At 61.6% G+C, this 13,540-nt stretch carries 10 protein-coding genes; 5 read left to right on the top strand and 5 right to left on the bottom strand.

From position 1 onward, the window contains the following. Positions 1-8: 8 nt before the first annotated feature. Both ACQK2L_RS16275 and ACQK2L_RS16270 read right to left on the bottom strand, forming a co-directional pair. Positions 9-1,370, bottom strand: a complete 1,362-nt coding sequence (locus ACQK2L_RS16275; RefSeq protein ID WP_425398085.1) for a DUF1552 domain-containing protein — start codon at positions 1,368-1,370, stop codon at positions 9-11. Continuing rightward, a complete protein-coding gene (locus tag ACQK2L_RS16270) occupies positions 1,367-4,540 on the bottom strand; it encodes a DUF1592 domain-containing protein (RefSeq protein WP_425398084.1) in 3,174 nt (1,057 codons plus the stop codon). Before ACQK2L_RS16270 ends, ACQK2L_RS16275 begins: the two co-directional genes overlap by 4 nt. A gap of 435 nt (positions 4,541-4,975) precedes the next feature. On the opposite strand from ACQK2L_RS16270, the gene ACQK2L_RS16265 reads away from it, so the two are divergent. Beyond that, positions 4,976-5,428 (top strand): hypothetical protein, encoded by a 453-nt coding sequence (locus tag ACQK2L_RS16265; RefSeq protein WP_425398083.1) that lies wholly within the window; start codon positions 4,976-4,978, stop codon positions 5,426-5,428. 34 nt (positions 5,429-5,462) lie between these two features. Continuing rightward, entirely contained in the window at positions 5,463-6,575 is a 1,113-nt protein-coding gene (locus tag ACQK2L_RS16260; RefSeq protein WP_425398082.1) for a cellulase family glycosylhydrolase, read from the top strand. A gap of 190 nt (positions 6,576-6,765) precedes the next feature. On the opposite strand, the gene ACQK2L_RS16255 is transcribed toward ACQK2L_RS16260, so the two are convergent. Beyond that, positions 6,766-6,915 carry a hypothetical protein gene (locus tag ACQK2L_RS16255; RefSeq protein ID WP_425398081.1) on the bottom strand — a complete coding sequence of 50 codons (150 nt, stop codon included), beginning with the start codon at positions 6,913-6,915 and terminating at the stop codon, positions 6,766-6,768. A 12-nt stretch (positions 6,916-6,927) separates the two neighbouring features. On the opposite strand from ACQK2L_RS16255, the gene ACQK2L_RS16250 reads away from it, so the two are divergent. After that, on the top strand, positions 6,928-8,721 hold the full coding sequence (locus ACQK2L_RS16250; RefSeq protein WP_425398080.1) for a SulP family inorganic anion transporter: 1,794 nt from the start codon (positions 6,928-6,930) through the stop codon (positions 8,719-8,721). A 355-nt stretch (positions 8,722-9,076) separates the two neighbouring features. Here the strand turns inward: ACQK2L_RS16250 and ACQK2L_RS16245 are convergent, their stop codons facing one another. Beyond that, positions 9,077-10,174: a M24 family metallopeptidase gene (locus ACQK2L_RS16245; protein WP_425398079.1), complete on the bottom strand. Its 1,098-nt coding sequence runs from the start codon at positions 10,172-10,174 to the stop codon at positions 9,077-9,079. Positions 10,175-10,477: 303 nt separating this feature from the next. Here ACQK2L_RS16245 and ACQK2L_RS16240 point away from each other — a divergent pair, with 303 nt between their 5' ends. Both ACQK2L_RS16240 and ACQK2L_RS16235 read left to right on the top strand, forming a co-directional pair. Next, positions 10,478-10,741, top strand: a complete 264-nt coding sequence (locus tag ACQK2L_RS16240) for a carbon storage regulator (RefSeq protein WP_425398078.1) — start codon at positions 10,478-10,480, stop codon at positions 10,739-10,741. 330 nt (positions 10,742-11,071) lie between these two features. Further along, complete coding sequence (locus ACQK2L_RS16235; protein WP_425398077.1) at positions 11,072-13,117, top strand: esterase/lipase family protein; 2,046 nt, start codon at positions 11,072-11,074, stop codon at positions 13,115-13,117. Here the strand turns inward: ACQK2L_RS16235 and ACQK2L_RS16230 are convergent. Beyond that, positions 13,089-13,415 carry a carbon storage regulator gene (locus tag ACQK2L_RS16230; RefSeq protein ID WP_425398076.1) on the bottom strand — a complete coding sequence of 109 codons (327 nt, stop codon included), beginning with the start codon at positions 13,413-13,415 and terminating at the stop codon, positions 13,089-13,091. The genes ACQK2L_RS16235 and ACQK2L_RS16230 overlap by 29 nt on opposite strands. Positions 13,416-13,540: the final 125 nt, after the last annotated feature.

The following is a 13,540-nucleotide window of genomic DNA, read 5'->3' as shown; positions in this document are numbered from 1 at the left end:
CAAAGAAATCAGCTTGCCACTGTAAACAGCGGCTCGCCGGGCGTGGTGTAGGGGCCGGTGCTGTCGCCGAACTGGTCGGTGGGCACACCCACGGTGCGGAGCATGCTGACCAGCAGGTTCGCCATGGGGGTCTCTTCGTGCTGCTTGATGTACCGCCCGTGCCGCACGCCCATCGCCGCTCCGCCGGCCAGCACCAGCGGGTAGTTGACCGCGTTGTGCGTGGTGCTGCACGCGCTGCCGTAGAGCACGAGCGTGTTGTCGAGTAGCGACCCGTGATCGTCCGACAGCGAGTCGAGCCGCGTGAGGAAGTAGGCGAACTGCTCGGCCAGCCAGCGGTCGTAGCTGCCCCATTCCTGCCAATGGCCGTCGGCCTGGTCGTGGCTGATCGCGTGGTGGCCCTTCTTGATGTTCAGCGCCAGCTTGGGGAAGTTCTCGCCGAAGCCCATGCCGTCTTCGCGCGCCATCATGTAAGTGAGAACCCGCGTCATGTCGGTCTGGATGGCGATGACCATCAGGTCGAACATCGTCCGCAAGTAGGCCGCCGGATCGACCGCCGGGTTGCTGTCGAAGTCGATCTTGCCACTGTCGATCTCGGGCAGCGGCACGTCGAGCCATTTTTCGTTGCGCTGGATCTGCTCTTCCACCGAGCTGAGCGACGTGAGGTACTCGTCCATGCGACTGCGATCGTGTTGGCCGAGTTGCCGTTGCAAGCTGGCGGTGTCTTCCATCACCAGGTCGACGATCTTCTTCTTGCGTGTAAGGCTTTGCCGCCGCTCGTTGGTCGTCGCGCCAGCGCCGCCGGAGAAGTAGCGTTCGAAGATCTCGCGCTGGCGGTTTTCGGCGGGAATCGGCCGGCCACCGTCGGCGAACGACAAAGTCGCCACGCGCGACTTGTAGCCGATGCCGCCGTCGGTCGACAGCACCAGCGACGGGTAACGGGTGTCGCGCCCCAAGTGCCGGGCGGCGACCTGGTCGGCGGAGATGCGGTTGTTGTACGCCGAACCGCGAAGGTCGCCCGCGGTGAGCCACGTGTCGCCGGCCAGGTGGCCGAGCAGGTTGCGGCTGTTGGGATGGCTGAGCCCACCGAGGATCGAAATGTTCGACCGCAATCCTTCGAGCGGCTGGAGCACGTTGGTGGTGCGATAATCTTCCCCTTCGCCCAGCGGGAACCAACTCCACTCCTGGTGCGCGGGGTTCGACTCGGGCGGGAGGCTCGCTCCGTTGGGGAAGTAGACGTAGCACAGCCGCTTGGGCGCGGTCTCGGCGGCCGGCAGCGCGGCGCCCATCGCCTCGAGGTACGGAAGCGCGCACGCCACGCCGGCTCCACGAAGCCAGGTGCGGCGACTGAGTCTTAGCGATCGACCACTCATCGGTTGTCCTTTTCTGAGGGGGCTGCTGCGGTTTGCGGGGCGGGGGCGTCCTGCCAGAACGCGGGGCTGCGGACCACGCCCAGCACGGCGGTCTGGATGCGGTCGCCGTCTTCGGTAACCTCGGCCGCGATCGAGTCGATCACCGGCTCGTCGGCAAACGAGAGGTCTCGCCCGATGGCGTACGCGTACAGATGGCTCACGACGGAGCGCGTTACGTCGGCGCTTCGCTGCTTGAGTAAGTAGTCCTTCAGTTGGTCGACTCCATCGATCTTCTCACCACCAGGAAGTTCGGTGCTGGCGTCGATCGGGCGGCCTTTGGCCTTGGTTTGGAAACGGCCCACCGCGTCGTAATTCTCGAACACCACTCCGTAGGGATCGAACTTGCTGTGGCAGTCGGAGCACGATGGCTTGCTGCGGTGCAATTCCAGTTGCTCCTTGAGGGTGAGTTTCTGGAAGCCGGGTGTTTCGGGGTCGAGTTCCGGCACGTTCGGCGGCGGGGGCGGGGGCGGAGTGCCGAGTATCTTCGACTTCACCCACACCGCCCGCTTGATCGGGTGCGCCTGGGTACCGTCGGAGTGACCGGTGAGGAACGCCCCTTGCGACAGCAACCCGCCGCGGTGCATGTCGGGCGTGATGCTCACCGGGCGGAAGTGGTTGCCCTCGACGCCGGGGATGCCATAGAACTCCGCCAGGTTCTGGTTGAGCATCGCAAAGTCGGACTCGACGAACGTCATCAGGCTCATGTTGTTCTGCAGCACGTGCCGCACAAAGTGCGTGGTCTCGAGCGCCATGTCGCGCTTCACAAACCGCGTGTAATCGGGATACCTGCCGACGTTCACACTCATCGCGTCGTGGCGGTCGAGCCTCAACCACTCGTTGGCGAACGCGTCGACGAAGTTCTCGATCCGCTCATCAGCGATCATTCGCTCGACTTGCCCCTCGATCTGCGCGCGTAGCTGGCCGGCATTGGCCAATCGCGCGAGTTCTTCGTCGGGCGGTGCGTTCCACAGGAAGTACGCCAGCCGCTCGGCCAGCGCGGCCTCGCCCGACTCTTGGCGTTGCGGCATTTCGAGGTACATGAAGTGCGGCGAGCAGAGCACCGCCACCAGTACTTCGCGAACTCCGTCCTCGTAGCGCTCGAAATCGCCGCGCGACGCGTGCCAGAACTCCATGTAGCGATCGACTTCTGCGGCCGAAACCTCGCGGCGGAACGCCCGGGCCATGAAACGCTCGAGCACTGCTCGCGTGTAAGCTTCCTGATCGCTCTCGCGGAGTGGCGAGTCGAAGAAGACCTCGGTGTGACTCTGTGGAGGCCAGGTTGGATAGTAGGGACCTTCGAACTCAATCGACTTGACCACCACCGGCACACCTCGGTCGGCGGGAATCTTCGCCAGGCGGTCGTTCCACACGCCGACGATCATGATGTTCGACAGGTCGGTCTTTTCGCTCAGGTCCAGAATCGGAATCGGCAGGTCTTCCAGGTAGCCATGAAATTCGAACGTCGCCGGCTGGTCGTTCGGCGCGTCGACCACCTGCGCCGCGTCGAGTTCGGCGTACTCCATTCCGTCGTCGGTACGGGTGCCGACAAACGCTCGCAGCGCGGCCGAGTCGCCGAGCATTTCGTCGCGCGTTTTGGCGCGCTCCTGCGCGAGCGTTGCATTCGCGGGATGATCCGAGGGCAGGGGGGAGATCACCACTTCGCGGAAGCCGACAAAGAACTTGCCGCCCAGCCGCAAATGATGCTTGCCGACCGGTAGATAGGCGTGGGCCAGCGGAGTGATGCAAACTTCGTTGGTGTCGCTCGGTTCCACGCGGAGATGCTGGGCCGACTTGTCGACTTGCAGCGAAACCGAAGGCATCGCATCAGCCGAAGCCGGGGGATGCACGAAGTCGATGTGATAGTAACCCGCCTCGGGCACTTCGAAGTCGAACTCGGCCCACGATGGCTTGGTCACGTCCTCGGGCACCAGGTTGTCGCCGCTGGCGACTAGCTGCGTTTGCTTTTGGCACGCGGCGGCGGTGAGCACGATCGCCTTCTCGGCGGGAGCGAGGTCTTGCGTCTCGGCCTTGAGCTGCGCGACGGGCTCGGAGGTTCGCAGCTCGATCAATCCTTCGCGGTGCGAATCTGCTTCTGCGCCGGCCAGCGACGCCACCACCCGCACGACGAACGGACCTTCGCTGGGGAAACAACGCCGCAGCAGCATCTTCATGTTGGGCGACGGACCTTGCCACGACTTGGGAGCTTGCTCCTTGTGCGGCAGGGCCGAGTAGAGCAGCAGCCCGTTGTCGAGCATTTCGTACCGATCGCCACTCGAGCCACGCATGCCGACACCGATGTTCGACTCAATGCCGCGGAGCTGCTTCTCTTCGTCCGGCGTGTTCGCTTCGCGAGGGTTACCGCTCTGGTCAAGTATCTCGACCAGCACGTGCTGCCGAGCGATCGGCGCGGACTGATAACCGCCAATCACCGCCGCATGCCGGCCCGCGCCGAGGTCGCGGCCCACGGTGACTCGGTAGTGCATGCTCTCCGGTGGCGTTTCCGCCACGATCGCCTTGTCCAAGGCGGCTCGCGCGATCGCTTGGTAGTATTCGACGTGCAGGCCCGAGGTGAGCAGTGCGCTGGTGCTGTTGGTGAAGCCCATCTTCGACTTGGCTTCGTCCGGCAGGTTCTTGCCGAAGTTGATCGGCAGGTGCAGCAGTTCGGCCAGCGAGTTGGTGTACTGCTCGCGAGTGAGCCGCCGCACGCGCGGCTGCGGCTTATCGCTCTTGGCCCGTCGCGCCAGGTCGAGCGACGAGGTCATCCAGTCGACCATCGCGCGACGCTCTTCGTCACTTGGCTGCTCCTCGTAGTCGGGCGGCATGTAGCCCCGGTTGATCATGTCGAGCGCGGCGTGCCACCGCTCGGCGTCTGGACCGGCGACCATATCGGGGTTGAGCGAATCGAGCCGCACCTCGGCTTCCTGCACATCGGCCCCGTGGCAACCGTAGCAGTGTTTGGCCAGCAGCGGCTGAACGTTGGCCTTGAACTCGCTGGTGCTCTTGGCGATGGCCTCCGTCGGCACCGAGGTGGGGGCATCCTCGCCGAAGCCGACGCTGGGGGCAGCCGCCACCAGCAGAGTCAGCAGGCTTGCCGCGAGCCGCCCAGTTGTCCTTGTACCATCAACACGCATAGAGGGCATCCCAGATCGGTTGTATCCTAAGGCTACGCCGTGCCTGCAACTGCATGATACACCACGTCATGCAGCCAGGAGGACGTAGCAAAGCCAATACGCTAAGCAACGTAAACGTGCTCCAAGGGTGGGAACGACGGAGCGGGTGGGATCGGCGCTATACGCTAAGTGCCGACAGGCCTAGATGTTAAGACGTTTCGCGACGCAAGTCAAATTTTCTAGCAAACAGAATCCATGCGAGGCGGGGTTTACCGCAACGGGCTATACTGGCCACTAACTTAAATTGGCAAATGTAGAAGCCAGCCGAGGGGAGAACGCGCGACAATGCGAAGACTGTTCGCCTTATTGATTGGATGCCTTTCCGGCTGCAACCACGACTCGGCAGAGAGTGGAACTTCACAGCCTTCCCAAAGCGCATCTGCCACGCACTCGGAATTGCTGGAAGAACTCGAGACGCTTCCCATCGGGCTGCAAGTCACTCACACACCCACCCAAGTTGGCGGGCCAACTGGTCCCAACCACGACCCGACCGCCTGGAAGTACAAGTGGGTGTTCAAGACAGAAGTTGCTGCTCTCGACCGCCCAATAACGATTGAACAGTTCGGCATCCTGGCGTGGGATGGCAAATGCTGGATTCTTCCACCTAATCAGCGCCGTTACAATTGCGGGATTTTGGATCAAGGTACGTTTGCAGAATGGTATTCATGTCCTGACGGAGAGATCGCTCCTGGGACAGCCGCAGTGGATCCTCAGAACTGGGCCGGCAGCGATGAACTGGCGGACTTTCAACAGAAGTGGTTCTTTGTCGGAGTTGATTCCTCCGGAAAGAAATACAAAGGCGAGGCTATCGTTCGCTTTGCCGCAGACAACAATGATTCTGAAAAGTAGCACATCGCAATAGAGGCTTTGCCTCATGTGAGCCATGCACCGTAGAACTTCAGCTAGTGCGACTTTCATTCTCGTCATGGCAGCGGCGCCAATTTGGGCCGAGCAGCTCCAGCCAATCCGCGTGAGCGAGTCTGGCGATCACTTTGTGCTTGGCCAGACCAATCGGCCGTTCGTCGTGTGGGGAGTCAACTACGATCACGATCGCGACGGGCGTTTGCTCGACGAGTATTGGATCGACGAGTGGGACACCGTTGAGCAGGACTTTGCTGAGATCAAGCAACTCGGCGCGAACTGCGTGCGGGTGCATCTGCAACTCGGCAAGTTCATGCACGATGCTCAAACGCCCAACGCGGCGGCCGTTTCGCAGCTGAAGAAGTTGGTCAAGCTGGCCGAACAGTCCGGCCTGTATCTCGATATCACGGGCCTCGCTTGTTACCACAAGGCGAATATCCCTCCGTGGTACGACCCGCTCGACGAACAACAGCGGTGGGCCGTGCAAGCGCGGTTCTGGGAGGCTGTGGCCAAAGCGTGCAGCGGCGAGCCGGCCGTGTTTTGCTACGACTTGATGAACGAACCGATCATTGCTGGCAAAGAGCCGACCGACGAGTGGCTCGCTGGGCCGCTGGGCGATAAGTACTTCGTGCAGCGCATCACGCTGGACCGCCGAGGGCGCGAGCCGCAAGAGATTGCTCAGAAGTGGGTCGAGCAGATGGTGGCCGCTATTCGCCGCCACGACAAGGAGCATCTAGTGACGGTCGGCGTGATTCCGTGGGTGTTTGCGTTCGGCGGAGGCAAGCCGCTGTTCTACGCGCCGGACGTCGCCGAGCCGCTCGACTTCGTGTCGGTTCACTTCTACCCCGAACGTGGCAAAGTCGATGCGGCACTCAAGGCGCTGAAGGCTTACGACATTGGCAAGCCGCTGGTGGTCGAAGAAATCTTTCCTTTGAAGGCCGATCACGACGAGGTAGAGCTGTTCATCCGCCGCTCCTCCACGCACACCGACGGCTGGATCAGCTTCTACTGGGGCGCGCGAGCCGAGGAACTGCGGAAAGAAGGAAGTCTCTCCGCGGCAATCACCGCGGCTTGGCTCGAGCGATTCAGCAAGCTCTCGAAAGAAGCGAAAACGGGGAGGCTTGGAGAACCGTAAAAGCGGCAAACCGGGACGCAGTAGTTTGACTATCTGTTTTGCGACTTTCCATCACTTGCGTGAGATCCGTTTTCCGGCTATCCGAATGCGGTACTCAGTTTGTGAAAATCACCTTCATCTGCCGTTTGCGATTGCCCACCATGGGCCCGCCTGCTAGGGTAGTGAGCTTACCCACCGCGTCCTGGCCCACCTATCGCCGCTGCCCGCCGATCTGGCGAAGCATCTGCGGCACCTTGAAGTACCTCAGGCGTTGTCCGTTGGCGGAATTTTTCCGCTCGGCGGCTGCGCTGGCTCTACGGAGTTGGGGCGGGACGTTTGATTTTTCACCAAGGCGATTCATCCAAGTTCCTCCATGCTCAATCTGTTTGCGACCCGTCCTCAAAATCTCAAAAACGACGTTCTTTCTGGTATTACCGTAGCCCTGGCACTCGTGCCCGAGGCCGTGGCGTTCGCCTTCCTGGCTGGCGTATCGCCGATCATCGGACTGTACTCCGCGTTCTTCATCGGGCTGATCACGGCCGTCGTTGGCGGCCGGCCCGGCATGATCTCTGGCGCCACCGGCGCGATGGCCGTGGTGGTGGTGAGTTTGGTGGCGATGCACGGCATCGAGTACCTGTTCCCGGCAGTGATCCTGTGCGGCATCATCCAAGTCGCCGTGGGCTCGGCCCGACTCGGCATGTTGATTCGTATGGTGCCGCATCCCGTGGTGTTGGGATTTGTGAACGGGCTGGCGATCGTGATTCTGCTCGCCCAGTTCGGAAGCTTCAAAACCGTGAGCAACGCCGGGCACCTAGCATACATGCGCGGCCCCGCGCTGTGGATCATGCTCGCGCTGGTCGCACTGACCATGAGCATCATCTGGCTGTTGCCGAAACTCACTCGGGCGGTGCCCGCTTCGCTGGCGGCCATCCTCATTGTCACCGGCATCTCCGTCGCCCTGAACAGCACGCTCGACACCAAGCTGGCCGCGGAGAATCAAAGCCAGGTGGTGTTAACCGTGGGCGACATGCTGATGACCAACGCCAAATCGCAAGCCGCCGCGCAACTCGACCCAACACTCGCCGCGAACGATCATGGAGCGGCGGTCGCAGCAAGCAGTACCGAAGCAGCAACTACCGCCCAGATCGAAGCCGCCATGGCCCAAGTTACGCCCGAGTCGGTCAGCTTGAGTGCGGGACTGCCGCGGCCGTTCTTCCTGGAGTACGCGTTGCCGCCGCTGACACTGTCGACGCTGTGGATCGTGCTTCCGTACGCGGTAACGCTCGCCGGCGTGGGGCTGATCGAGTCGCTCATGACGCTCACCCTGCTGGACGACATCACCGAAACCCGCGGTCAGGGCAATCGTGAGTGCATTGGACAGGGCGTGGCCAACATGGTGTGCGGGCTGTTCGGCGGCATGGGCGGTTGCGCGATGATCGGCCAGTCGCTCATCAACGTCAACTCTGGCGGCCGCGGCCGACTGTCGGGCGTGACCGCCGCGGTTTGCCTGCTGCTGTTTGTGCTGTTCCTAGCTCCCTGGATCGAGATGATCCCGATGGCCGCGCTAGTGGGCGTGATGTTCATGGTGGTGATCGGCACGTTCGAATGGGCGTCGCTGAAGATGGCCCGCAAGGTGCCGGTGTCGGACTACGTGGTAATGGTGCTGGTGGCCGGTTACACGGTGCTGATGCACGACCTGGCTACGGCCGTGGTGCTGGGAGTCATCGCCTCGGCGTTGGTCTTCGCCTGGCAGCACGCCAAGCACATCGGCGCGGACATCAAGTACAACGAGTTCGGCAGCAAGATCTACCAACTGCACGGGCCGCTGTTCTTCGCTTCGACCTCGTCGTTCAAGGAACTGTTCGACCCGAAGAGTGACCCCGACGACGTGGTGATCGACTTCTACTACACGCGCGTGTATGACCAGTCGGGCCTGGAGGCAATCAACTCGCTGGCCGAACGTTACGAGGCGGCCGGCAAGCGTCTGCACCTGACGCACTTGAGCAACGAGTGTCGCCGACTACTGAATCGCGCGGGCGACCTGGTGGAAGTGAACCTGTCGGAAGACCCCCAATACCACGTAGCCACCGACCGCATCGAACCGCTCTTGGTCCAGCGGCCATCGGAGCAGCCGGAGTATGAGGTGAACGCAGCCACGGCGCTGTAGGTAGCGTAAGGCTCTCAAGTTTGGAGACTTAGATACTCTTTCACACGTGAAAGATGGCCCAACGAGTGTTAGACTGAAGTGGAACACCAATGAAGGTGCAAAACCCCACCAGACTTCTCGGGCCGAACTGTGTTCCCGTTCGCGTTACTCACGGCACTCGTCGCGACCTCACTCGGCATCGCCGTCATGAAACTACCATTTGGCCGGCCGCTGAAGCTGACCAAGAGCGAGATCGCATATAGTGTCGCCGCATTCGTGGTGCTCACGCTAGCGATAACCTTGGGAATACCTGACGTGCGTTGATGAGATGTGTTAGCCCACAAGTGTGTGGAATTCACCCTCTTCAATCGGCGTTCTACATCTCCAGCGGCCAGTCGGTTACCAGCTCAACACCGGTCTCCGTGACCACGTAGTTCTGCTCCAGGCGGAAGCCGGCGTTCAAGTCGTCGGCGTACAGGCCCGGTTCGGCGGTGAAGTAATCGCCCACCGCGAACGTGTCGTCCCAGTAGGGGTTGAGGTGCGGGCCCTCGTGCGGCGCGAGGCCCACGCCGTGGCCCAGGTGGTGGTTGAACGTGCCGAGTTTACTCGCGTCGAGCAACTCCTGTACCTGCTGGAACACCGCTTTGCAGCTAACTCCCGGGCGGACCTCCGACTCCACCAGCGGGAACACCTCGCACAGCTTCGAGTGGGCCGCCACTTGCTGGTCGGTGGGATTGCCATCGACCGACAGCGTGCGGGCGTTGTCGGTATAGTAGCCGCGATAGCCGACGCCGAGGTCGAAGATGTACATCTCGCCGGCTTGGGCCTCGCGATCACGCGGCGGGCCGCCACGCGCGGCGGCGCGGAAATCCTGGCCAATGTAGGTGAGCGGTTCGCCCAACTCGCGGACCGCCACGGTCTGTAGCTCGTTGAACACGTCGATCTCGTTCACGCCGGGCTGGACAATCTGGCGGGCGCGGTCGTACATCTTGCGGTTGGCCTGATTGGCAAACGCCATCATCGCCAGCTCGTCCGCATGCTTCTGCCGGCGGAGGCGGAACATCGTCGGCTCGATGTCGGTCCAGTGGCTGCCAGCATCGGCTGCGAGGTACTGCGGAAATACCGAAAACTCCCCGCCGAGCTTCTTCGCCCCGCTCCCCACCGCTTCGCCCAGGGCGACGAGGCTGGCCTGTGGCTGATTATTTCTCATGGTCGAATGCCACTTGGCCTCGTATCCTGCTACTACGTCGGCCACAGCCGGGGTGTCGATCTTGCGGACCGGCAGCACCAACGTCAGCCGCCCGTCGGCATCGAGTGCGGCGGTGGGCGTGAATAGCGGTCCCAGGTGCACACCGGTCAGCCAGTTGATCGACTCGCCACGGGTGAAAATCACGCGGTCGAGCCCCAACTCGGCCATTGCGGCGAGGAGCAGTTGGCGGCGGGCGAGGCATCCTTCGGTAGTAAGCGACGGCATTGAGAGATCCAGAAATGGGCGTTAATGCGAGATATCAGACTATTCCTTTGGCCCCCAAGCTAGCAGCGAATGTGTCTCATTGACAGACGGTGAATCTCAAAACGAGAGGCCGGTTCTCTTGCTCGAAGTTTACCGCCCCGACCACAAAACCCTGATTTTTGAGACTAATCCACCGAAATTGGTCGGTTTGAGGTAATTGGCATCCCTGTTGCATTACTCTTCTCACAACTCACCGCGAGGACAAGCTCTGGCAGACCGGAGCATCGCACAGCGTCACGCTAATAAAGTTAAGGAGACAGGAACATGCTCGTACTCAGCAGGAAAGCTGGACAACGTATCCACATTGGCGACGACATCGTAGTAGAGGTCCGACGGGTCGCGGGAAATCGCGTCACCATCGCCCTGGAGGCTCCGCGAGACGTGCGAATTCTGCGTGGCGAACTACAGCAGGCGGCCACGGAATTCGAGATTGAAGACGAGGCCGAGACGTACCCTGTCACCCGCGGGGTTGCCCCTCGAATCGCCGAACTGACAACTCACATTGCAAGCAGCGAAATGGTCGGCTGACTGCCGATCTACCGATCGCCGACCCGCCAGTTTGGCTCGAACCGAGCCAAAAAGTCGGGTCGAAATCACCCCCCTCGCAAGCGGCCGCTCGGATCTATCGGGGATCGAGCGGTCGCTTCCTTTTTGCGCACACCAACAACAGTAAATACCCGGGGGACGGGCAACTATCTGCTATCTGCCACGCGCAGTGCTAGCGTTCAATTCGCGTTGACCCCTAGCCCGACGGGCTCTATCCTCCGCGCGAAGTAAGGCCACTTTTCCCGGAACTTTCCCCGCATGGATGGATCCATGCCCGCTGAGAGCCCAACTCCTGCCGCCAAGAGCACCGCCATGCGCTCAAGCTATGCGCAGTGGTTGCTCCTGCTGCTGGGCCTGTCGTTGGTGGGGTGTGCTTCGGATCGCAGCCAGTGGGTCACGGTGCGAACCACGCCACGCAACCCGCTGGAAACCACGCTGAATCTTGTCTCGCGCGAAGGGCCCAAACCATCGGACCGAACGGCGCAAGTGCTACGGCGTTACGATCTGGTGAAGCTCTCGGAGCGCGACCTGTCGGCTACCGTCACCCGCTTGCAGCAACTGCAATCGGACATCGACGATCGCGAAGTACAGTACTCCATCGCCGAGCTGGCGTACATCGCCGGCAAGAAGGCCGAGATGAATGAGAAGTCCGAGGCGCTGTCGTACTACGGCACCTCGCTGATGTACGCCTACGACTATTTGTTCGACCGTCGTCAGACCGACACGCTGAACCCCTACGATCCCCAGTTCCGCGGCGCGTGCGACCTGTACAACCAATCGCTCGAAGGCACCTTGCGGCTGGTGCAGGCCGATGGCGTGTTGCGACCCGGCACGCAGGGAGTGGTGCATACCATTGGGCGGCAGTGCAAGTTTGATATCGAGCTGAACAGCAGCGGCTGGCACGCCGAGGACTTCGACAACTTCAAGTTTGTCAGCGACTACCAAATCGCGGGGCTGCGCAACCACTACCACACCTACGGCCTGGGAGTGCCGATCATTGCCGAACGCCGCAGCCACGCCGATGAGCTCGGCGCGGAGAAGTTCTATCCCGACAAGCTCACCTTCCCGCTCACCGCCTTCCTGCGCATCGACCGCAGCGAATTGCCAGCCGACGGCTCCCCTGCCAAACCGCGATTCGTGCTGGAGTTGCACGACCCGCTCGACCGCCAAACGCTGGCCGTCGATGGGATGAAGGTGCCGCTGGAGTCGGACATCAGCACACCACTGGCGTACTTCCTGAACCAGCCCGATTTCAAGATCGAAGAAGTCTCGACGTTGGGGCTGCTGAAGCCGGGCGAAGTTGAGAAACTGCAAGGGCTCTACATGCTGGAGCCGTACGACCCCAACAAGATGCCCGTGGTCATGGTGCACGGCCTGTGGTCGAGCCCTGTGACCTGGATGGAGATGTTCAACGACCTGCGTAGCGATCCCTACGTACGGCAGCACTACCAATTCTGGTTCTACCTGTATCCCACTGGGCAGCCGTTCTGGGTGAGTGCTTCGCAGATGCGCAAAGATCTGGCCGAGATGCGCGTGGCCATCGACCCCGGGCAGTCGTCGCCGGCGCTCGACCAGATGGTGCTGGTAGGTCACAGCATGGGAGGCCTGGTATCCAAGCTGCAGAGCATCGACAGTGGCGACCGTTTTTGGGAGACAATGAGCGAACGGTCGTTCGCCGACCTGCAGGCCGATCCGGCACTGAAACAAGAGCTCGAGCGAGCGTTCTTCTTCCAGCCCAATCCCTCCATTCGCCGCGTAGTGACGATCGGCACGCCGCACCGAGGAAGCAAATTTGCCAACGACCTCACGCAGTGGGCCGGCAACAAGTTTATTCGCTTGCCCATGAAGCTCGTCACCAGCCGGCAAGCGTTGATCCGCGACAATCGCGAGTATTTCCGCGACAATGCACCGCTCGACATTCGCACCAGTCTCGATTCGCTCGATCCGCAATCGGTGCTGCTCACCACGCTCCGCGACGCCGATCCTGGTCCCTGGGTGTCGTACCACAACATCGCAGGGCGCCAGGCGGCCGAGGGCTTTTCGAGCTGGTTCAGCAAAGAGGGCGATGGAGTCGTGTCGCTCGAAAGCGCCCGGCTCGACGGATTGCCCAATGTGCGGTCGCAGCTAGTGGTCGAAGCCGATCACCTGGGCGTGCATCGGCACCCGCAAAGTGTGCTGGAAGTGCGCCGCATCCTGTTTGAGCAACTGGCCGAGTTGGAGCGTTTCCCGCTACCAGCGGGCGAGGTGATGATGGCGTCGGCGAGTGTTGAGTCTGACACTACCGACGAAACCCCGCCCGCGGAGCGTACTGCCACCAGACCGCCACCCGCTAACGTGCTGCCACACTCGCCGTATTGAGGAAGTCGGCCAGAGGACCGCTAGCTGTTAGGGCAGGCAGCACGGAAGCGACTTGCGAACGCGGCACGCGAGCCGAGAACGCCTTGCTATCCGACTTCTCTTCACTGCTAGGCGACTGGGCGTTGCGCGAATCGGCGGCTTCATCGCCATCGAAGGCAATCTCGCCACGCAGCACACGCATGTCGCTGGGGGCCTGAATGCCTAAACGAACTGCTTTGCCTTTGGTGCGCAACACTGTGATGACAATGTCGTCGCCAATACGAATCTGCTCGTCTGATTTTCGGGTTAGAACCAACATCTCTGTCACTCCATTGGTTGAGGAAATTGAAAAGACTGCCGTCAGCAACCACTGACGGCGGTTGGGCTGGGTTGCTCCGCAAACCACTTGTGCTGTTTATGAGCACTGGACAAGGTAACTGGTTC

The organism is Aeoliella sp. (assembly GCF_965227375.1).
Classification (GTDB): Bacteria; Planctomycetota; Planctomycetia; order Pirellulales; family Lacipirellulaceae; genus Aeoliella.
Note: the sequence above shows the minus strand (reverse complement) of the source record. Positions and strands in the feature narration are given on the sequence as shown.